Genomic DNA, 21,444 nt, shown 5'->3' on the forward strand with positions numbered 1-21,444 from the left:
AGGAAGGGGAATATCCTTTGGCTGAACTCATTCAAAAAGGCAACCAAAAAGTCTATGACGGCTATAAGTCTTTTCAATACCTGGAAGCGGGCGTCGATTATAAATCTTACACTCTCGCAAAAGAGGTGGACCGTGTCCCGAGCTTTTCCTATCCTGTGACGAATGAGCAGGAAAACGAGGTCCAGACGATCCTGGAAGAGGACTTGATGATCTCCATGCATGAACACACATTCATCGCACCGGAAGATCTTAACCAGTTTTACGAATTCCGCCGGCAGGGCAGGGACTTTACAGCGTTTGAAGCGCTGAGCCATTCCGGACTTGATGTCATCTTTGAGAACTTCATGGACGGAACAGCGATGATCACCTCACTCGCAGGGTGGAAATGGTCGGATGTCATTCACGACCTGGGCATCCGCTTCAGCGACATCGCTCATCAGGATATGGTGATCAAAGCCGAGCGTATCGAGGATTTGTCCAGGGCGAAAAGAGAAGGGAAAATCGCTTTTGTCGGAGCCTTGGAATCGGCATCCATGATTGAAAATGAGCTGGACCGGCTTGATGTGCTGTATGGATTCGGCATCCGCACGATGGGCGTGTGCTACTCTGAATCGAATATGCTGGGCTCGGGCCTTCGTGAACCGAAGGATGCCGGTCTTTCCGTTTTTGGAAAACAGGCGGTCGAACGGATGAACAAGCTCGGCATCACTGTGGATGTTTCTCACGCTGGTGACCAAACGGCGCTTGACACGATTGAAACGAGTACAAAACCGGTCACCATCAACCATGCCGGTGCTCGTGGTGTATGGGATACGAAGCGTATGAAGCCGGACAGTGTCATCCGAGCCTGTGCTGAAAAAGGCGGGGTGATAGGAATTGAGGCAGCTCCGCATTCCACCATATCGGAAAATCATCCGCACCATAATATCGATTCGTTCATGGAACACTTCGAATATACGGCGAACCTGGTAGGGATCGAGCATGTAGCCTTTGGGCCGGACACCTTATTCGGTGACCATGTCGGCCTTCATGATACACTGGCCGGTCAATTATCCATCAAAAGTGCACAGAAATCCTCGATGGAGCGTGTCGATTATGTCAAAGGGCTGGAAAATCCGGCGGAATGTTTTCCGAACATTGTCCGCTGGCTTGTCGCTAAAGGATACAGCCGGGAACACATCCGTAAAGTCACCGGCGGAAACATTATGCGTGTGCTGAAAGAAACGTGGGCGAAATAATAAGAGAGGGACGATGACGATGAATAAAAAATGGTGGGTCTTTTTATCAGCTGCACTAATGGCGTTGTTCCTGGCAGCCTGTTCCTACGGAGGGGAAGAGGAGGCAGAGGGAGAAGCGACGGCGTCTTCTGAAGAGGCCGTTTCCGGCGGAAAGGTATCGATTCCGATTGTCGCCGATCCAACCTTTAATCCGTGGCACCCGAGTGCCTATGCAGAGTCCAATGTCATTAACCGTGTCATATTCGACGGGTTGACGAAACCTGGGAAAGACCTGGTGCCTGCACCGGATCTGGCTGAATCGTGGGAAACGTCCGAGGATGGCCTGACCTGGACCTTCCAGCTCCGTGATGATGTCACATGGCACGACGGCGAACCGTTCACATCAGAAGACGTCGTGTTTACGTTCAATGATATTACGTTGAATGAAGAGCTTGGAGCGAACAGTGCCTCCTATTTCGGACAGGTGGAAAGTGTGGAAGCAGATGGTGACTACACCGTTATGTTCAACTTATCGAGTCCGGTTGCCGCGCTTCCGGCTTACCTGAGCTTTAACACAGAGATTATTCCTGAACACATTTTTCAAGGAGAAGACCCATGGGATCTAACAAGCTTTAACAAGGAGAACCCTGTAGGAACAGGACCTTTCAAGCTTAAATCCTACACTTCCGGCCAGAGCGTCGTGCTGGAGCGGAATGAGGAGTACTTCGGAGATGCCGCGAATCTGGACGAAGTGGAATACAAAATCCTTCCTGATGCCAACACCCATGTGGCGCAGCTGTTGAGCGGAGAACTTTCCATTTTCGCTTTGGATGACACCTCTGCTGTCGATCGGATTGAAAGTGCGGACGGTGTGGATGTGAACGGGCGCGATACGAACCGTTTCTTCTGGCTGATCGTCAACCAGCAGGAAGAAAGGTTCCAGGATGTGAAGGTACGCCAGGCGATGGAACATGCGCTTGACCGTCAGAACATCATCGATACCGTCCTTCAAGGCTATGGAACGATTGCAGATGCAGGAATTACGCCGGCGTTGTCGGAGTATTACACCGATGATGTGAAGCAGTATCCCTTCGATCCGGAAGAAGCGAAAAAACTCCTTGCTGAAGCAGGGTGGGAGGATACGAACGGTGATGGATTTGTCGATAAGGATGGAGAAAACTTCGAAATCATCTTTGATATCGGTATTCAAGGGGATTTAGAAGCGATCGCCCAGCTTGTTCAGCAGTACTTGATTGATATCGGGCTGGATGTACAGTTGAACACGATGGACTGGAATACGATGATTGACAAAGTCGTCATCCAAAGGGATTATGCGATGACCTTGAACTGGTGGCGCTATCCGCCGGATCCGGATTTGAAGGCGTACATGCACTCCGATTTTGCTGAGCAGGGGAACAACATCCCGGCTTATCGAAATGAAGAAATGGACAAGCTTTTGGACGCTGGTGCGGAAACGAGCGATGTAGAGGAGCGGAAGGAAATCTACACAGAAGCCCAGAAGCTGATGGCTGAAGAACTTCCTTACATGTTCCTCTGGTACCCGCAGGAAGTACAGGTGAAGCGCTCGGATATCGACGGCGTACCTGAACTGGCCTTCGGAGATACGCTTCACTATATCCAGGAATGGTATATGGCGGAGTAAGTCATGGGAGAAGTGCACCACCGCGTGCACTTCTCTTTTATAAAAAGGGGGGACCTGTGTGATTCGATTTTTACTCAACCGCTTTGGACAAAGTATCATTTTATTGTTCATTGTGACCGTCATTACCTTTTTTCTTATCAATCTCGCGCCAGGTGGGCCCACAGGGGTCATGCGTATGGATGCATCACCCGAGGAGCGTCAGGCGGTAATCGAACGTCTCGGCCTGGATCAGCCGGTAATCGTCCGCTATTTTGAGTGGGTGGGGAATGCTGTCACCGGTGATCTCGGCACATCATTTAACTCCAGTGAAGCGGTCGTGGAAAGGATTGCAGAACGTCTGCCTTATACGATGGAACTGACCGTATTCACGATCATCTTTTCAGTCATTGCAGGCATCATCCTTGGAGTCATCTCCGCCTTGAAACGAGGAAAAGCAGCGGATCACGTGATCAACTTTTCGAGTGTCATCGGTTTGTCGGTTCCTTCCTTCTGGCTCGGGCTGATGCTGATTCTCTTATTTTCTGTTGAACTTGGCTGGCTGCCATCGTCCGGTGTCGGACCGAGGGGCTCGGACTTTGACTTTTGGGGCTGGATGGCTCATTTAGCCATGCCAGTACTGATTTTATCGACGACCGTGCTTCCGAATATCGTCCGCTTCACGAGATCATCGATGCTGGAAGTCATTTCACAAAACTATATCCGTACCGCCCGTTCCAAAGGGGCGAAGGAATTTGTCGTTTTGTATGTGCATGCGCTTCGGAATGCGATGATTCCGATCATCAGCATCATAGGCGTGCTGATTCCGAGACTGCTGAGCGGTGCTGTGATCACCGAAGCGATTTTTGGATGGACAGGAATCGGGACGTTGATTATTGAAGCAGCCAATGGCCGTGACTATCCATTGATCATGGGCATTACCGTTGTCATTACGCTTGTCGTTATCATCAGCAATCTGCTTGTCGACATCATTTATTCTCAAGTCGATCCGCGTGTGAAAAACATGGCATAGGAGGGGACCGAATGTTAGGAGCTTCTATAAAAGAAGATATGGAAGAGCAGCACCGGAAAAAGGAAAAGCGGCGCTTCGTATTACTTACAAGGTTGAAGCAGAACAAAGTGGCGTATCTATCGTTATGGTTTTTAGTCGTTGTCCACGCCGTCGTCTTTCTCGGTCCTGTCCTGTGGCCGATTACTCCGGATGAACTGACCGATGCAGGGGCCCTTGCCGGCTGGACGCTGCAGCACCCCTTCGGAACGGACGACCTGGGCAGGGATGTTTTCGCACGCATGCTTCACGGCGGGCGTGTGACACTCTTAGTCGGGTTATGTGCGATGCTTTTCTCCTTGATCATTGGCACGATCATAGGCGCCTGCGCCGGATTTTTTGGAAAAGTGGTCGAAGCGGTCCTCATGCGTATTACAGAAGCAATGATGGCGATTCCGAACTTTTTCTTCGTCCTTGTTGCTCTTACGGTGCTTGGGACGACGCCATTCATGGTCGTGCTTGTCATCGCCCTGACTGGCTGGGTGGAAATTGCCCGTGTCGTTTACGGAGAAACGTTGAAGTGGAAAGAATACGAGTTTGTTGAAGCGGCCAATGCGGCCGGGGCTTCTGCGAAAAGGATTCTCTTAAAATATGTCGTTCCGCAGATTCTTCCCTCGATCATTGTCTCCGGAACACTCGCTATTGCCTGGGCCATTCTTACGGAAAGTGCGATCAGCTATCTCGGTCTCGGCATCCAGCCACCAACGCCGACATGGGGGAACATGCTGCAGAATTCCCAGCAGTACATCTGGACGGCTCCAATTTTAGGTGTGCTTCCGGGTGTAGCGATCACCATCGTTGTACTGGCCTATAATTTTCTTGGTGATGGACTGAGGGATGCCCTGGACCCGCGTTTTGCGAAAAAATAAAGAGGAGGAAGCGCCTTGTTCATGAACGTGAATGATAATGAGTTGTATTATGAAGTCCATGGAAATCCCGAGGGAGAGGTGATTTTCTTTATTCACGGAGCTCCTGGTCTGGGAGACTGCCGTGGTGATATCAAAGCCTTCTCCGCCTTGGGAGATACGTACAAGCTCGTTTTTATGGATATGAGAGGTTCAGGAAGATCGGAGGTCCGTCCCCCTTTCACTCATGAACAGTGGACGGCGGATATTGAAGCTGTCCGCCTGGAGCTTGTCGGAGGTCCGATCACCATTTTAGGCGGCTCGTACGGCGGATTTCTAACGCTTGAATATGCCATCCGCTACCCTGACAGTGTCACCCGCGTGCTGTTGAGAGATACCGCAGCAAGCAGTGACTTTGACTACCTTTCCATCGACCGTGCTCTTGAGAGTGGAATTGACGGCATTACAAAAGAAAACATGACCCGCCTTTTTGGAGGGGAGGTACACTCCGATGAGGATTTGAAAGAGCTGTTCACTTTGATCCAGCCTCTGTATACCGTTGAATATGATGAAGAAGCCGTGCGTCAGCGACTCGAGCAGATTTACTACAGGCACGAAACCCATAACTTCGCTTTCCGGCATAATAAACCCGCGTTTAATCTGGTTGATCAATTGGCAGAGATCCACGTACCGACGCTTGTGACTGTCGGAAGGCATGACTGGGTCACTCCTGTGATCTGCTCGGAGACGATTGCCTCATGCGTGCCGAATGCCGAGCTCGTCATTTTTGAAAACAGCGGTCACTCTCCCCAGCTGGAGGAGAATGAAAGATACGTAGAACTGGTCCGTCGTTTTCTCCAGAAACATAGTGCTGTACAACCTCTTTAATAAAGAAGCAAGAGACGACAGGTAAGATATAAAGACGAAAGAGTGTCAGGTTACATCCGGCACTCTTTCTTTTTAGTTGACTACAAGGGCTTCGTATCCAGTTCTTTTCATCTTTATATCCCCGATTGCAGCGGGGATGCTCTCAAGGTTGATTTTTTTACAATTTCCTCCATACCTTGCGAAACTTTTACGGATAGGAACACGTATAGATGGTGGAGGTGATGGACGTGTATTTTCCGTCCAGAAAAGACTTGTTGTTTGTGCTTATGTACGGAGGAATCATTGGAAGCATTGTTCTACTCTATTTATTTGGGGGAGAAGCGGCCGGTTGGCAGTTGATTACATATAAAAGCGTGCCTGGGTACCTTCTTAGTGCAGGTATCATAGGAGTCCTTTTATGGATCTGGTTTTCGACCGGATACAAAATCATACATGGCTGTCTGCACATTCAATTTGGTCCGATGAGAAAAAAGATCCGCATCGAAGATATTCATAGAGTGGAGCAGAGAAACAGTCCGTTTGCCGCTCCTGCACTCGCGGTAAGGCGTCTCGAAATCCATTCGTCCGACCATGCCATTACACATATTTCTCCCAAAGATGAGAAGGCTTTCCTTCGCCTTCTGCAGAGGAATAATCCAGGGATTGATATCAGCCGGACGTTGAGGGAGGCGGGGACATGAGTTTGAAGAAGAGAATCATGTCCGTCCTTCTGATGTGGGGCATACTGGGCCCGTTTTCTGTTATCCTGGGATACATAAATGATGGTGCGATCGACTGGAATCATTTAATAGGAATGCTGGTTGCCGGCTTTGTCATTGGCTTCTGGATTGCTCCTCTCAGTGATCGGAAAAAACCAAAAAAAGGCAGGCATAAATGATCAATTAGTCATCCTGAAAGAGGTGCTTGAACTTCCTTTTTTCACCATGATTGGAATGGAAGTTGTTTGGAGGAAGAATATCGCGGGTAAAGTCATACTTATGTGAAACTCACATTAATCTGATCCGGGAGGTATGGAATATGCAGAAGAAAACAGCTGTCGTTGCCGGAGCTACAGGAGTGATCGGCAGTTACATTGCCAGGCACCTGAGTAAGCTGGAGGGCTGGGATGTTATCGGCATTGCCCGTCATATCCCTGATGATCCATCGGATATCACTTATGTTTCAGCGGATATGATGGATGGTCAGAACGTCCAGGAGAATCTGGAATCGTTCTCAGAAGTGACCCATTTCATTTATGCGGCATATCAGGACTATGAATCTGATCCTCAAAAGCAGGTGGAGGTCAATCAGACGATGTTTGAAAATACATTAAATGCCGTAGAAAAAAACGCGGACCACTTGGAGCGTGTGATTTTGATGCAGGGGGCAAAAGCCTACGGCGTGCATCTCGGACCTATTAAAACGCCAGCCAAGGAAACGGACGCCCGCCATATGCCGCCGAACTTCTACTTTACACAGGAAGACTATATGCGCCGGGCACAGGAAGGGAAAGATTGGAGCTGGACAATCCTCCGTCCAGATGTCGTCTGCGGGTATTCAGTCGGAAAGCCCATGAACCTTGCTATGGTGATCGGCGCCTACGCTTCGATATCCAAGGAACTGGGTCTGCCTCTTCGTTTTCCTGGAAAAGCGCATCCGTATCTTGCTCAGGTAACAGATGCGACCCTTCTCGCTCAGTGTGTGGAGTGGGCTGCGGTTGAGGAATCCTGCGCATTTGAAATATTCAATGTGACGAACGGGGATTACTTCCGCTGGGAGCACATGTGGAAGACGATTGCCGACTATTTTGATATGGAAGCAGCAGGAGCAGAGCCGCCAATCCAACTCTCTGAGATGATGGCCGACAAGCAGGAGTTATGGGAGCAGATGAAAGAGAAATACCACCTGCAGGACATTCCTTATGACAAATTGGCCTTATGGGGCTTTGGAGACTTCATTTTCAATTGTGATTATGATGTGATGACATCTACAACAAAACTCAGAGAATATGGATTCCACAAATTTGTAGACAGTGAAGAAATGTTTACCCGCCTGTTCCGTGAATTCCAGCAGGAAGGCGTTCTTCCGGATTTCTCTAAGCAGTAAAGGCTTAAGATCCACTCGACATCCGGGTGGGTCTTTTTTAATAACCGTTTTTAAGCAGTAAGGCTGTTTTTGTGATAAATGGAATATATGCATTGCATTATGTAACTTATATGTTACATTGATGAGGAAGGGATAGATAATTATGGAAAATAAAGTGAAGATCGCGCGTGTCAGCCTGGATTTAACCCAGCAGGAACTTGCAGAGAAGGTCGGTGTGACACGTCAGACAATCAGCTTGATTGAAAAAGGCCGTTACAACCCAACGTTGAAGCTGTGTCTGGAGATCTGTTATGCCGTTAACCAAACGTTGGATGAGGTATTCTGGCAGGAACGAAAGGAGTGAAAATAATGGAAAAAATTAAAGATGAACGTCTGCAGTTGAAAAATTTAAAAAACATCAGGATTACTTTTATTGTCCAGACTTTAGGAATGATCGGAATCCTGCTTTATGATCTGATTAACTATGGGATGGACGGGATGACGGACAATCCTGTCTGGTTTGTTTTCATTTTGACAGGAGTGATTAATGCCTACCTTTCTATGAGTATCAGTGTGGAGCATGAGAAAACAAAACGGTCCCCCGTGACACGGTTGTACATATCTCTCGGTGTAATCACATTGATTTCTCTTTTATTTGTCACTTTCACCGCCTTGACGAATGGGTACAACGTGATGGACGGTCTGTTGGTTGGAGGAATCGTTTTTGTCTGTTCGGTCCTCCCCGCTTTTTATATGTACGGTCTCCGGCAGAAAGAGCGCAACGAATAGTCTTTTCTTGTACGGTTTTTCCAAAAAGGATTGAGGTTCCAGGGGAGTTTTGGAATAATAGGGCCGTAAAGGAGGATGGTCATGAAAGAATTAACGACCAACATGTCATTATTAATTGTAGGCGCCTGCATCTTGTCAGGAGCGATTATTCTTTCCAATGCCCTCACGCAGAGCTCCCATGAGGCTGGTGAACAGGTTATAGTCCGCGAACAGCCTGAGGATCCTCAGCTGATGAGTTATTTGGAACTTCAGGATTACCTGGGTCTCAGTGACGAGCAGATAGAAAAGGTTCTTCCGAAGAAAGAGGGCGATGTTGTGAAGAGTCAGATCCCTTATGTGAAAATCGGCTACGAATATTATTTCCCTGTCAAAGCTGTCGATAAATGGCTGGCCGAAACCGAAGCCGCTAGTTTTCCTTGATTGAGATCTCGGTGGTTCATTCGAAACAAAATGGAGCGGAGGAAATCGATGAGAATACATAAAGAGCTGCAGGAAGTGATCCACGATAAATGTAAGGAAATCAACTTTTCCGGAGTCGTCTATGTAAAGGACAGGGAACAGGTGCTTTTGAAGAAGGCCTATGGTAATGCAGACAGAGCGGAGAAAAGGCTGAATACATACAACACCCGTTTCGGAACCGCCTCCGGATGCAAACTGTTCACCGCTGTGGCCGTCTGCCGGCTTGTGGAAAAAGGACAGCTGGAGTTTGATACACCACTGTCCGACTGTCTGGCGATTGAATTCCCTTATTTTGATAAGGATGTAACCATTCATCACCTGTTAACACATACGTCCGGCCTGCCGGATTATTTTGATGAAGAAGTAATGGGGGATTACGAGAATTTATGGAAGGATGTGCCTGTCTATAAAATCGAAACGCTCAAGGATTTTCTGCCCCTTTTTCAAAAGAAACCGATGAACGGCAGGCCGGGTGAGCGGTTCCACTACAACAATGCGGCCTATATTCTGCTTGGGTTAATCATTGAGGAACAAACAGGACGGACGTATACGGATTATGTTCAATCAGAGATTTTTGATCACTGCGGGATGTATGACTCCGGGTATTTTTCTCTCGATCAGCTCCCGGTCAATACAGCGATCGGCTATATCGATGACAAGGAAAAGGGTACATGGCGGACGAATGTTTATTCGATACCCAAACAAGGCGGTTCAGATGGCGGCGCGTTTTTATCAGCTCCGGATATGGCGAAGATCTGGGAAGCTTTATTCCAATATGAACTGCTGAGCGAAGAGATGACCAATGAGCTTCTGCATCCTCACGTGCAGGTGAATGAAACGATTCATTACGGGTACGGGATTTGGATGAACCAAAAAGACGGGCATATATACAACTACCACGTCACGGGCTTTGATCCCGGTGTCAGCTTCCGTTCCTCCTATTATCCGGATGCAGGCCTCATCACAGTGGTTCCTTCCAATCAGCAATCCGGACCGTTCGAAGTTACGAATGTTATCGAGGAATTCCTGCTGGGTTGGAATAGCGGATCGTAAAACCATGCTATAATACTGATACAGATCCTGTTAAAAGGAAGGTGTCGTGGAATGACCAAACATAAAATCTACAGTATGAGTTTTGCCAGTGTCTATCCTCATTACGTCGCAAAAGCTGAGAAAAAAGGACGCACCAAAGAAGAAGTGGACGAAATCATCCGCTGGCATACCGGGCTGTCCCAGGCACAGCTGGAGGAGCACTTGGAAGAAAAGACGGATTTTGAAACCTTTTTCGAGGAAGCGCCTGAGCTTCACCCGTCACGTAAGCTGATCAAAGGGGTTGTCTGTGGTGTCCGGGTGGAAGACATTGAAGAACCCATCATGCAGGAAATCCGCTATTTGGATAAGATGGTGGATGAACTGGCGAAAGGCAAGGCTATGGAAAAAATCCTGCGCGGGTAACAGGCAGAAAGAGAGACATCGCTCTTCTAACAGAGCTGGTGTGTCTCTTTTTTATTTACTTTAGACTTTAAGTCTGCGTTCCACAATAAATCCAACGATTAAGCCGATAACAATCGGTGATATTTCAATATCCACATCGAAAAAAAACCCATTTTCCAGTGGTTCATTTAATTCGAATGAAAACCTGAAAAGAGATACATGAAATAGATCTCCAATCCAATATAATAGAGCCATTGTCCCAACGGATGTTAATAAAGGGAGCCATATTCTCCTCAAATAAACACCTCTTTCCATTACTTGTAACTGAATCAACCTGTTCTCTCAATGGTTACATCGTGAAAGTAGATAATCCAAGGGTATCATAGGTTTCATCACTTGGAAATAAATTCCTGGCCGCCCTCGTATCATTCATCGTCACTCCATTCTAATACCTGAGAACAGGTCAGGTAATGATTGAGATCCTTCGCTGCCACTGTATGAAGGAAAAGACACTCCCTTTGAGGAAAAAGCGTAAAAAGCCTGTAATCAGTTAGAGTTGTCCCTCTGTCGTGTAAAGGGTCACACTCCGCTTGTTGGTGGATGAATGCCGGGGGCACGCCCTCCGCTGACTTGGTCAGGAAGCTCGGGCGCTCGTCCGCGGAAAGGGAAGGGGCTTTCGCTCCTGGCGGTAAGGAAGAAAAAAGCTCGTAAAGAAACAGGAATTTCTATACGAGCTGACACTCTTTTTGATCAAAAAGAGTGTTTGATCTGTCGGAATATTATGTGAAAAGATGTATAGTAGAAATGGTGACGAGAATAAATGGAATCGAGGGACGGGGACCGAGCTGATACACGCAAAGGAAGCATGCGTACATACTCAAACACAGGGCCGAGGGCCGGATAAATAGAAGAGGAGGTTTTGCTATTGAATTTTGACTACTACTGCCCGACTAAAATTGTGATGGGACCTGGACGTTCCAAGGAAGTACCGGGACTGCTGAAGGAGATGACAGAGCCGGGGGCAACCGTGATGGTCGTGAGCGATCCAGGTGTGAAAAAGGCTGGAATCGTAAAGCCTGTTTTAGATTCTCTTGAAGATGCGGGCTATCGTGTGGTGGATTTTGACCAGGTATCTCCGAACCCACGCGATACGGAATGCCTGATGGGAGTGGAAGTGTTTCAAAAAGAAAAAGCTTCGGCTGTCATTGCGATTGGCGGTGGAAGTCCCATCGATACGGCAAAAGCGGTGGCGCTTCTTGGCCCGAACGGCGGCCGTCCCGAGGACTATGTAGAGGGGAAGAGGGCTTATACGAATGCGGCACCGATCCTCTGTATTCCAACGACGGCCGGAACCGGATCAGAAGTTACCCGCTCTTCGGTCATTACACTCGCGGACTCGCACCGGAAAATCACGCTGAAGCACGCGATGCTCCGTCCGGTAACAGCTGTGCTGGACCCGGAACTGACGTTGACGGTACCAAAGGACGTAACGGCAGCAACAGGAGTCGATGCCCTTGTCCATGCTATCGAGGGGTATTCGTGTAAGGTGACGAACCCTGTATCACAGGCGATGGGAGCAAGAGCGATGGAGGTCATTGTCGAGCATCTTCCTCAAGTGTTTGAACACGGAGCAGATCTTCAGGCACGGGCGAAAATGCAGGAGGGAAGCCTGCTTGCGGGTCTATGCTTTGGGTCAGCGGATGTAGCGGCTGTCCACTGCTTGGCGGAAGCGCTTGGCAGCCTCTATGATACCCCGCACGGCGTAGCGAATGCCATATTCCTTCCTCATGTCATGGAATTCAATGCGCAGGAAAACGTGCCGCTGCACGCGGAAATGGCCCGGCTTATGAAGATGGCAGAAGATAACGATTCGGATGAGGAGGCCGTAGAGAAATTCGTCCGTCAAATCTATGCGTTCACAAAACAGCTGGACATTCCTCTTTTGAGTGAAATACCTGCGGTTCAGGAAGAGGACTTCGAGCGGATGGCTGAACTTGCGGAACGCAACAACTCGACCCCGAGCAATGCCCGGACGATTACGAAAGAAGATTATCTTCAGATTCTAAATGCTGCCTTTCAGTCTCCAATTCTTTGAGAAATACAGCACAGAAGGATAGAATAGGAGAGAAGGGAGTTGGTAGCATGAACGAAGAACAAATCTTTCAACAAATAGCATTAGTGAGAAAAGCAACATTGAAAATTTTAGATGGAATCACGGAAGAGCAGGCGGATCTCCAACCGAAAGGATTTGCCAACAATATCCGATGGAATCTCGGCCATATTGTTGCTGCTCAAAATGGGATGATAGCCAAGTTCGCCGGTACACAGGTCGACACGCCTCCGCGCTTTTTCCAGCTGTTCGCTCCGGGAACGAAGCCGGCGGATTGGGAAGGCAGTGTTCCTACTCTTGATGAATTGAGAAAACATCTCGAACACCAGCCGGAACTTCTGAAGGAAGCTCTCACAGGAAAACTTGATGACGAGGCAGCAGAGGAGTTTCTATCCATGAAAACCGTTGGTGAAATTTTGAATTTCACGCTGTATCACGAAGGGGTACATACGGGCACAATAAAAGCGATCAAAGCACAGACCGATCAAAAGTAAGAAGCAGACCGGCCGGATTTCCGGCCGGTTTTTTAAATAGGAATGGAGGTGGAAATATGGACGACAACGTATTCGAACAATTAGCGGCAACTTACGATTCGCCCGAGAGGAAAGAAACGGCCGGTTATATCGTTCAAGAAGTAAGAAAAGAACTGGAAGACAGTTCTACCAAGTTCCTTGTAGATTATGGAGGAGGGACAGGTTTGGTGGGGCTGGCATTGGCGGATCTAGTGAAGTCCGTCCAGCTTATCGATTCTTCTGAACAGATGCTGAAAATCGCTGAAGAGAAGATCAAACGCAGCGGCATCACCAATGCCTCTGTTCTCTGTGCAGATTATACTAAAGAAACACCGGAACCACAGGCGGATATCGTACTGGTCTCTCTTGTGCTGCTCCACATCCCGGACACCAAGGACATTTTACAGAAGCTGTTCCACCTCTTGAACAGGGGCGGGAAGCTGCTCATCGTCGATTTTGATAAAAACGACCAAATCAACCACCCTAAAGTGCATAACGGTTTTTATCACGAAGATCTACAGAATCTTCTAAAGGAAGCAGGCTTTGTGTCTTCCCATGTTCACACGTTTCACCACGGGGAGAAGATATTCATGAAGCAGGACGCTTCAATGTTCCTGGCTGCGGCTTTTAAGGAAGACTGATCTTTTGAAGGTCCGCTCACATATGGATATCGGTTTTTTTCTGCGTATATCGATTATTTTTCGGATATATCGACTAAATCTGCAATATATCGATCTTTTTCTGAATATATCAGTCAAATCTGCGATATATCGGTCAATTCCTGCATCCACCCTGAAGAATTAAACGAAATCAGGTTAGCGGCGACCGTTCAAGGGAAGGAATTAGAAGAATTCCAATACTCTAGAACAGAATGGTGTGCCGCTTATGGGTTTCTTCTACTATATAAAGAAATATTTTAACATGTCCAAACGTCAGCGCAGGAGTGAGCTGAAATCGACGCTGTGGTTTATGCCTTTTTGGTATATTCTCGGGGCGGTCGGCTTGTCCGCCTTCACTTTTTACCTCGACTACATCGTGGATGTCAGTTTATATCTGCCACCGGCAATCGGGTTCAGCGGTCAGACGCTGCAGGTGCTGCTGAGTGCGCTCGTCGGAGGCGTCCTTACACTGAGCGCCTTTACAATCAACTCTCTGCTCGTCGCTTTAACAACGTTCAGCGGGCAGTTTTCATCAAAAATGCTTGTCAACTTCGTGAGTGACCGGGCGACCCAGCACGTGCTCGGTATTTTTAACGGAAGCTTCATTTATGTGCTGCTGAACTTCCTGTATGTGACGCATGAGGAAGAGGAGTACATTGCCGCAACGCCGGTCCTGTCAATCCTGACTGCGATTATAGCTGCCGTCACCTTCATCTATTTCATCAACCATACGACGACATGGATGCAGGTTCATAACATCAGCTACAATATGAACGCCAAATCTCAATCAGTCCAGACGGCTTTGGAAAAGGAGCTGGCTCCTTTTCACCTTGATAAAGACGTCGATCCTGACTCACTCCCGCCTGAAGAGGATAGGAAAGTCATAACCTCCCCTCAGTCCGGGTATCTGCAGGTGGCCGATTTTGCAAGGCTCGTCAAGCAGGCTTCCAGAGATGAAGGGATCCTGCGGTTCGATGTCCGGATTGGTGAATTTGTGGTGGAGGGGACACCGGTGTTCAGCTACTGGGAATCCGGTTCTAAGGTTGATCCGGAACGGTACTTCAAGTCCATCGAAATCGGTGTGAAACAAACGGAGATTCAGGACCTGGAGTATGGTTTAATCAAACTTGCAGAAGTCGCCATCAAAGCGCTCGGTCATAACGACCCGCTGACGGTGACCAATACCATCCACCAGATCACAGATCTTTTGAAGCGGATCGGTCAGTCGACCAATTTTTCCCCTTATCTCTTTGATCAGGAGGAAAGCCTCAGGGTCATTTTGAACCAGAAGGACTTCCGCTACTACCTTCATAAAGGGTTCGCATCCATCAGGGAATATGCGGACCAGAATTCGACGGTCATGACGGAACTGCTGACGATGGTTTCTCTGCTCAGTAAAACGATGGAGAAGGACGTCCACGAAGATTTATGGGAGTTTGCGCGCCAGACGATCCTCGGTTTTGATAATTACAGCCTTTATGAAAATGACTGCCTGTATATTATTGAACAGCTGTCCGAGCTTTCGAAGAATACAGGACATCAACAGGATTACCTGTTTCTGCTTGAATATATGCTGCAGCGGGTCAGTTCGAAAAGTGCGGCCACTGTACCCGTGAAAGAATCATTACAGAATGAACAGGATTTTTCTTCATAAGAAAAAGGCTTATCCATGAGTGGATAAGCCTTTTTCAAGTTGCGCATCATTGTTCATTTTGAAATAATTGGAATTTGAAGCGGGATGTATTATAAAGGGAGGGGGACTGCCGGGAATTCCGCGGACCCCCGGTATGCCCAGGTCATGTAGTAAGGAAATAAGTTTGCGAATGGTGTTGGTCTGAACAAATTAAGTACGGATTTCTTTCCATGGGAAAGTACTTTACTGTCGTTGGTTTTAATCTCATAAAGAGTAAAAGCTGCTCGTTAGAGGTCAACGCCCCCAGGTCACAGCAGACAGGATTGTTATGTTCGTTGTGAAAACTTATTCCAGTATACATTTCCCCCCTAAGGAATTGGAGTAATTCCATTTTAAATTCCCCCTCAGAACATATTTTCCCGTCACTTGGTTTAGCAAACATTTTTGGAATATAATTTTTGTTGTTTTCCTATAACAAGTGGCTGTTTATAGAAACGATCATCTGAAGAGGTTCCCGGTATTTTATCTATATCTTGGTGATGAAATCATCGAATCTCTTACAAGGGGGAAGATGTCGTGGAGACGGGTATTTCAGCGATTATTATAACATTCATCGTTGTCATCGGATGGGGAGCGATCATGTTGAACGATCTGCCTGTGAAAATCCATGGGCATTGGATGTATGTGGCCATTGGTGTATTGAGCGGACCTCTTTTGATTTTAATTGCTTTCCATTTTTAGTAGATTTATCTCTTTGATGAGGAAAACAATTCCAATTTGTATTACAATGAAACCATTGCATCTACATATAGGATATCTATGAATCTTCCACAAAAGTGGAGGGATGCCTATCGATAAATTTTTCGATTTTTTGGACTGATTGTGTTGTCTATAACTGCTGATCTTTTTCTGATTGACTTGTTTATAGAGCATGATTTCCTTGACTACCGGGGAGGTGGCGTCATCTTTATAACTTCACTAGCGGCTGTCGCAACAAACTTGTAGAAAAAAGAAAATGGCTGGGACTGATTATTATAGGGAGAATCGGCCTGGTGTTCGGACCTTTCCTCATCCACCAACCGGCCTGAGTAATGGGCCCTTTTAATGGACCAGAAAAAAACTGACTGAAAAGCGGAAGGCAGGATACTATGACAAAAGCCATCATTTTTGATATGGACGGAACACTATTTCAAACCAATCAAATTCTGGAAGCCTCTCTTGAAGATACTTTCCAGGAACTGAGAAAAATTAATAAATGGAAAGGAGCAGCTCCGCTGGCTGAATATCAGCGGATTATGGGCGTGCCTCTTCCGAAAGTGTGGGAGACCCTGCTGCCTGAGTTCACTACGTATGAAAGAAACGAAGTGGATGCGCTCTTTTTAGACAGGCTCATCAGCAATATTCAGAATGGCAGGGGATCCTTGTATCCAGGGGTGGAGGAAACGATGGAAGACCTGAAAAGTCAGGAGGTTTCGGTATACATCGCCAGTAATGGTTTGAAAAGGTACCTGAAGACCATTGTAGAATATTATCACCTTGACCGGTGGGTATCGGAGACATTCAGCATAGAACAAATCGACTCTCTTGATAAATCCAGGCGCGTTCAGGAAATTATCCAAAAGCATGCTATACAGGAAGGGGCAGTCGTCGGTGACCGACTGTCTGATATCCGGGCAGCCAAGGAAAATGGATTTACAGCCGTGGGATGCCGCTTTGATTTTGCGCGGGAGGAAGAACTGGCACAGGCGGATGTTGTCATTGAAGATCTACGTGATTTAAAGCGGGTCATGCCTTTACTGGAAGGAACCCCCTATCAATAAGTACCGGGATAAGAGTGAGGCTGTACATACAAATGTAGTACAGCCTTTTTATTTCTTGAAGGGGGAGACCTTTGGACAAAAAAGCGCGTGCTACCGAGGTGTCAGGATGGTGTTGGTCAGTGCTCCCAATGTTGTGGCAATGGTTGTCTTTATCGGGACCGCATCTGGAGGAAAGCTGATAATTGAACATAACCAGGAGAGAAAAAGATCGTTCTTAAGGACCGTTCTTTTTTGTTATTCACTTAACTATCACGAGAGAATGATGAAAGGAAAGCGATGAGAGGGTGTGACAAAAACATCCATAACTTATAGAATTTAGATATATATCTATTGAGGAAAGAGAGGCTCATCATGAAATTCAATGAAAACAAGACGTGGAAAAGGAAGCTAGGCTATATAGGTTTTGCACTGGCTGCCTTCGGTCTTTCCTTCCTCCTCGCTTATTCGCTCCACTATTATCCACTCGGCTACGACACAGTCGGAATGAAAATGGTCAATGAAGACCATACAGCTCTCACTTTGGAGAAAAACAACGCTTACGGAGTGGCGGAGGAAACGGTGGTGTATGAGCCGCCTGAAGAGGATCAATGGAAAGTCAGTATGCTTGTGGATTTGGTGAACGACCAGTCCATCCACTATTGGGTGTTTTTTATTTCCATCTTCGCAGCGTTGTACTGGATTGCCGTTGATGTAAAAAAAGGGGAGAGTGTTCGGAAAACCATCCTTTACAGTTCTTTGGGGGTTGTGCTGACAGGTCTTTCTTTAATGGATCATCTGTATGATATTAAAGACATCCTGCCATAAATAAGATAAGGAGGGGGAGTCTGCATGTACGGATGGCTGACAGGGATATCGATTCTTTTACTTGCTTTCATGCTGTATCTCAATCGCAGGACGATGTTTAGGGATGTGGAAAACGTGAAGGTGCTGATCATGATTTTTGTTTTCCTCCCTCTTCTTGTCTTATTGATTGTGGGGGCGGCGTTTTTATAAGAAATAGAAGGGGTGGAAGCGGATGTATCGGTTCAAGGAGACGATTTCGGATGAAAAAGAGCTTCAGAGTCATGTCGGAGATCCAAGTGATCTCGTGGTAAGTAAGGTTATTTCCTTCCTTGATGACGGCTGTATGGATTTTATCTCTAAATCTCCGTTTCTAGTACTTACGACCTCAGGTGAAAAGGGGCAGCCGGACGCATCGCCGAGAGGGGACCATCCCGGCTTTGTCCATATCTTAAACGAAAAACAGTTTGTGATACCGGAAAGACCCGGGAACAAGCGAGTCGATTCCCTGCGCAATATTATCACCAATCCACGTGCCGGTCTGCTCTTTTTCATCCCGGGACTTGGAGAAACACTCCGAATCAAAGGGCATGCGCAGATTATAAAGGATAAGGATATGCTGAAAAAAATGGCGGTCAAAGGACGTCCGCCTGAGCTCGGCATTGCAGTGGAGGTGGAGGAGTGTTTTATTCACTGTGCCAAAGCCCTCATACGCTCAAAACTCTGGCAGCCGGAAGCTTGGATCGCAGAAGGGGAACGTCCTTCTGCCGCCCGCATGCTGTTTACACATGCCAAGCTTCCGAACTCCACGGTGGATTCGATTCAGGACCGGCTCGATGAGAGCTATAGAAACAAACTCTATTAATTGGAGGAGGGCGTACGTATGGATGTAGTCATGAACATATTGATCGGAGTAGGCCTTGTGTATTTTGTTTTCTTTCTTATAGCTGTCATTTCCGGAGTGAAAAAGGAATAAAATTTAATAGATATAAAAAAAGCCGTCCAGTAACTGGATCGGCTTTTTTTGGACTCAATCTTGAGCCTGTTTAAAGGAAAGCAGCGTAATCGTCATCAGGATAATAACCATGCCGGCCCCTTGGATGAGCGATAAGCTGTCACTGAGGATAAGGACGCCGAAAATGGAGGCTGTGACCGGTTCCACCATAGCAACAATGGAAGCTGTAGTAGGAGCTGTCCGTTTAATCCCGAATACATAGAGGACGAAGGAAATGCCTGCACCGATCAATCCGAGTACGATGAACAGAGGCAGATCCTCTGATGTAAGAACAGAAGCTGCTTCCTGAATATCCATATAGAAAAACAACAGGATGCTGAAAACGATGAAGGAAATCGTCAGAGTGGTTGGTGCGCTTCCTTCTGCGGCTGCTTTTTTAAAGGCGAAAATGAACAGAGCGTAGGACAGGCCTGAGCCCAGTCCAGTGAGTGCTCCGGTCAGATTGACGGATGCCCCGCTGCTGCTATAGGCTCCGGTAAGCAGTACGATCCCGATCAATACGGAAACGATACAGCCCCATTTCAGCCAGGAAGACCGTTCGATTCCCAGAAAGAAAGAAGCAAGCAGCACAAACACAGGTGCGGTGTACATGAGTGTTGCCGCTACCGCAATACTGGATGATTCTATACTAAGAAAATAAAGTGTGAAGTTCCCAGCGACGCCGACACCAGCGAGAGCTGCCCATAAAACGAGCGAATATGTGCGTGGCATATGCTGGCGCGGCTTGATGATAAACCAAATGAAAACACAGACGAGACCGATGGCTCCCCTGTAAAAGGAAATGACCCCAGGGCTCCATCCTTTATCCATTAAAATGTCTGCCACACCACCGGTCATACCCCATAAGACAGCGGCGGTCAAAATGAATGTGACACCGATATATTTCATAAGCTTCCTCCTCTATTTACCAGATCTATTTAGGGCATATTCCATCAGGAAACCTTTATTAAACGTAGAATCATCAACAACTATAACAATCGGTATAATGGAGTAGGGACTTTGGGGGATGAAAGTATGTTGAAATAACATATGAGGCAGATTCTTAGAAAAAAGTAATGAAAAAAAGCCCGGGCAGCGGCCGGGCTTTCGGTTAGATATCCGGATGTGTAAAAATGTCATGGTCATCCGTACTTGTTGATGAATATTCGGCTGTCACCGCTCCAGTTTCGCCTGCCTGGAACCAGTGCTTCGTGTTAGGAGGAATCGTGTATTGGTCCCCAGCTGTTAAAATGATTTCATGAAAAGCTGTAAAATGATCCTGATCTTTTTCCGGGGGAAGGGCAGCAGGGTTCTCTACAGGATCTCCCTCTACATATAGATAAACCGTTCCATACTTAACCCGGAACGTTTCCTGTTTGCCCGAATCGTTTTCGGTTACAGGAGGATGGAGATGCTCCGGACAGGTCTGGCGTGGGAACAATACCCATTCCTTCGCACAGTAGCGGTCGGTGTTGATGTAGACAAACAGCTGCAGTCCTATTTCGTCAAGACGTCCAAGTCCGTAATCATTCACTTCAATGGACTGGATTTCCTCATCTCTAAGAAGGATATCGGCTTTTTGGAAATATTCATGGACCTTTCTTTGAACCTCACGTGTCGACCATTGAGCTATAGTCATCGTCTCATTCCTTTCCTCGTTGATTAAGAAGTCATAATCTGTCCGCCGTTGACGTGTATACACTGCCCGGTCATATAGGAACCTTCTTTTGATGCAAGAAGGACATAGGCTCCAACGAGTTCAGCCGGTTGTCCAGGACGGCCCATGGGTGTATCAGTGCCGAATTCTTCAACAGATCCGCCGTCAAACGTAGAAGGAATCAATGGTGTCCAGATCGGACCCGGGGCGACCATGTTGACGCGGATGCCTTTATCAACAAGATTGGCCGCCATGCTTCGTGTGAAACCGACAATCGCACCTTTCGTAGATGTATAGTCAATTAAGACAGGATTGCCTTTATATGGATTGACGGATGTCGTATTAATGATGGCACTGCCTTCGCCTAGATGGGGAAGGGCATATTTCGTCATATGAAAAACCGAGTGGATATTGGTGTTGAACGTTTCCTGCCACTGTTCAAAAGAGATGTTCTGAAGGTCATCCGTCGGGTACTGGACGGCTGAGTTGTTGATGAGAATATCCAGCTTTCCAAAGTGATCGACCGTATCCTCAATAAGCTGGCGGCAGGTTTCCTCTTTCGTTACATCCCCTGGAAGAAGTAGACACTGAACGTTTTCCTGTTCCACCCACTGCTTCGTTTCTTCCGCGTCCGATTCCTCACCTTCGACATAGTTGATGGCCACGTGTGCGCCTTCTTTGGCATAGGTGATAGCGACAGCTCTTCCTATTCCGCTGTCTCCGCCTGTAATTAATGCCACCTTTCCTTTCAGCTTTTCACTGCCTTTATAATCGAACGGCTGAATAGGTGCCGGATCCATTTTGGATTCGATCCCAGGCTGCTCAGGCTGGGTCTGTCTGGGCTGGCCTCCCAGCTGCTGTTTTTGAATATCCAT

Annotated in this window: 25 protein-coding genes; 22 read left to right on the top strand and 3 right to left on the bottom strand. The window is 47.3% G+C overall.

Features of this window, described 5'->3' with window-relative positions; genetic code table 11:
* Positions 1 to 17 precede the first annotated feature (17 nt).
* From ACXAJH_RS00100 to ACXAJH_RS00205, 22 genes are all read left to right on the top strand, one after another.
* The gene (locus tag ACXAJH_RS00100; protein ID WP_474971681.1) at positions 18 to 1,238 is read left to right on the top strand and encodes a dipeptidase; all 1,221 of its coding nucleotides are present in this window, start codon (positions 18 to 20) and stop codon (positions 1,236 to 1,238) included.
* Positions 1,239 to 1,251: 13 nt separating this feature from the next.
* The gene (locus ACXAJH_RS00105; RefSeq protein ID WP_474971680.1) at positions 1,252 to 2,880 is read left to right on the top strand and encodes an ABC transporter substrate-binding protein; all 1,629 of its coding nucleotides are present in this window, start codon (positions 1,252 to 1,254) and stop codon (positions 2,878 to 2,880) included.
* A gap of 58 nt (positions 2,881 to 2,938) precedes the next feature.
* A complete protein-coding gene (locus ACXAJH_RS00110; RefSeq protein WP_474992722.1) occupies positions 2,939 to 3,889 on the top strand; it encodes an ABC transporter permease in 951 nt (316 codons plus the stop codon).
* Between the two features lie 11 nt (positions 3,890 to 3,900).
* Positions 3,901 to 4,794, top strand: a complete 894-nt coding sequence (locus tag ACXAJH_RS00115; RefSeq protein ID WP_474992724.1) for an ABC transporter permease — start codon at positions 3,901 to 3,903, stop codon at positions 4,792 to 4,794.
* Between the two features lie 21 nt (positions 4,795 to 4,815).
* The gene (locus ACXAJH_RS00120; RefSeq protein WP_474993444.1) at positions 4,816 to 5,658 is read left to right on the top strand and encodes an alpha/beta fold hydrolase; all 843 of its coding nucleotides are present in this window, start codon (positions 4,816 to 4,818) and stop codon (positions 5,656 to 5,658) included.
* Positions 5,659 to 5,867: 209 nt separating this feature from the next.
* Positions 5,868 to 6,338, top strand: a complete 471-nt coding sequence (locus ACXAJH_RS00125) for a PH domain-containing protein (protein ID WP_474968138.1) — start codon at positions 5,868 to 5,870, stop codon at positions 6,336 to 6,338.
* Positions 6,335 to 6,535: a hypothetical protein gene (locus ACXAJH_RS00130; RefSeq protein WP_474971677.1), complete on the top strand. Its 201-nt coding sequence runs from the start codon at positions 6,335 to 6,337 to the stop codon at positions 6,533 to 6,535. Before ACXAJH_RS00125 ends, ACXAJH_RS00130 begins: the two co-directional genes overlap by 4 nt.
* 140 nt (positions 6,536 to 6,675) lie before the next feature.
* A complete protein-coding gene (locus ACXAJH_RS00135; protein ID WP_474992726.1) occupies positions 6,676 to 7,743 on the top strand; it encodes an SDR family oxidoreductase in 1,068 nt (355 codons plus the stop codon).
* A gap of 142 nt (positions 7,744 to 7,885) precedes the next feature.
* Positions 7,886 to 8,086 carry a helix-turn-helix transcriptional regulator gene (locus ACXAJH_RS00140; protein WP_474992728.1) on the top strand — a complete coding sequence of 67 codons (201 nt, stop codon included), beginning with the start codon at positions 7,886 to 7,888 and terminating at the stop codon, positions 8,084 to 8,086.
* 5 nt (positions 8,087 to 8,091) lie between these two features.
* Entirely contained in the window at positions 8,092 to 8,511 is a 420-nt protein-coding gene (locus ACXAJH_RS00145; protein WP_474992730.1) for a hypothetical protein, read from the top strand.
* Between the two features lie 81 nt (positions 8,512 to 8,592).
* Complete coding sequence (locus ACXAJH_RS00150) at positions 8,593 to 8,931, top strand: MerR family transcriptional regulator (RefSeq protein WP_474991607.1); 339 nt, start codon at positions 8,593 to 8,595, stop codon at positions 8,929 to 8,931.
* 48 nt (positions 8,932 to 8,979) lie between these two features.
* Positions 8,980 to 10,023 carry a serine hydrolase domain-containing protein gene (locus tag ACXAJH_RS00155; protein ID WP_474992732.1) on the top strand — a complete coding sequence of 348 codons (1,044 nt, stop codon included), beginning with the start codon at positions 8,980 to 8,982 and terminating at the stop codon, positions 10,021 to 10,023.
* Positions 10,024 to 10,074: 51 nt separating this feature from the next.
* The gene (locus tag ACXAJH_RS00160; protein WP_474968145.1) at positions 10,075 to 10,425 is read left to right on the top strand and encodes a DUF2200 domain-containing protein; all 351 of its coding nucleotides are present in this window, start codon (positions 10,075 to 10,077) and stop codon (positions 10,423 to 10,425) included.
* 898 nt (positions 10,426 to 11,323) lie between these two features.
* Positions 11,324 to 12,499, top strand: a complete 1,176-nt coding sequence (locus ACXAJH_RS00165) for an iron-containing alcohol dehydrogenase (RefSeq protein WP_474992734.1) — start codon at positions 11,324 to 11,326, stop codon at positions 12,497 to 12,499.
* Between the two features lie 47 nt (positions 12,500 to 12,546).
* Positions 12,547 to 13,008, top strand: a complete 462-nt coding sequence (locus ACXAJH_RS00170; RefSeq protein ID WP_474992736.1) for a DinB family protein — start codon at positions 12,547 to 12,549, stop codon at positions 13,006 to 13,008.
* Between the two features lie 56 nt (positions 13,009 to 13,064).
* A complete protein-coding gene (locus ACXAJH_RS00175) occupies positions 13,065 to 13,667 on the top strand; it encodes a class I SAM-dependent methyltransferase (protein ID WP_474968148.1) in 603 nt (200 codons plus the stop codon).
* Positions 13,668 to 13,947: 280 nt separating this feature from the next.
* Complete coding sequence (locus ACXAJH_RS00180) at positions 13,948 to 15,339, top strand: DUF2254 domain-containing protein (RefSeq protein ID WP_474968149.1); 1,392 nt, start codon at positions 13,948 to 13,950, stop codon at positions 15,337 to 15,339.
* Positions 15,340 to 15,894: 555 nt separating this feature from the next.
* Complete coding sequence (locus tag ACXAJH_RS00185) at positions 15,895 to 16,059, top strand: hypothetical protein (protein ID WP_474992738.1); 165 nt, start codon at positions 15,895 to 15,897, stop codon at positions 16,057 to 16,059.
* Positions 16,060 to 16,466: 407 nt separating this feature from the next.
* Positions 16,467 to 17,138, top strand: coding sequence for an HAD family hydrolase (locus tag ACXAJH_RS00190; protein WP_474992740.1), 672 nt, complete (start codon positions 16,467 to 16,469; stop codon positions 17,136 to 17,138).
* Between the two features lie 351 nt (positions 17,139 to 17,489).
* Positions 17,490 to 17,942 carry a hypothetical protein gene (locus ACXAJH_RS00195; protein WP_474992742.1) on the top strand — a complete coding sequence of 151 codons (453 nt, stop codon included), beginning with the start codon at positions 17,490 to 17,492 and terminating at the stop codon, positions 17,940 to 17,942.
* A 24-nt stretch (positions 17,943 to 17,966) separates the two neighbouring features.
* Positions 17,967 to 18,131, top strand: coding sequence for a hypothetical protein (locus ACXAJH_RS00200; RefSeq protein WP_474991618.1), 165 nt, complete (start codon positions 17,967 to 17,969; stop codon positions 18,129 to 18,131).
* Positions 18,132 to 18,153: 22 nt separating this feature from the next.
* Positions 18,154 to 18,783, top strand: coding sequence for a pyridoxamine 5'-phosphate oxidase family protein (locus tag ACXAJH_RS00205; protein ID WP_474991619.1), 630 nt, complete (start codon positions 18,154 to 18,156; stop codon positions 18,781 to 18,783).
* Positions 18,784 to 18,948: 165 nt separating this feature from the next.
* Here ACXAJH_RS00205 and ACXAJH_RS00210 read toward each other — a convergent pair whose 3' ends face one another.
* From ACXAJH_RS00210 to ACXAJH_RS00220, 3 genes are all read right to left on the bottom strand, one after another.
* The gene (locus ACXAJH_RS00210; RefSeq protein ID WP_474968160.1) at positions 18,949 to 19,821 is read right to left on the bottom strand and encodes a DMT family transporter; all 873 of its coding nucleotides are present in this window, start codon (positions 19,819 to 19,821) and stop codon (positions 18,949 to 18,951) included.
* Positions 19,822 to 20,023: 202 nt separating this feature from the next.
* Entirely contained in the window at positions 20,024 to 20,551 is a 528-nt protein-coding gene (locus ACXAJH_RS00215) for a D-lyxose/D-mannose family sugar isomerase (protein ID WP_474971664.1), read from the bottom strand.
* A 23-nt stretch (positions 20,552 to 20,574) separates the two neighbouring features.
* Positions 20,575 to 21,444, bottom strand: coding sequence for an SDR family oxidoreductase (locus ACXAJH_RS00220; protein ID WP_474971663.1), 870 nt, complete (start codon positions 21,442 to 21,444; stop codon positions 20,575 to 20,577).

This window comes from Halobacillus sp. ABD4_316, assembly GCF_056161385.1.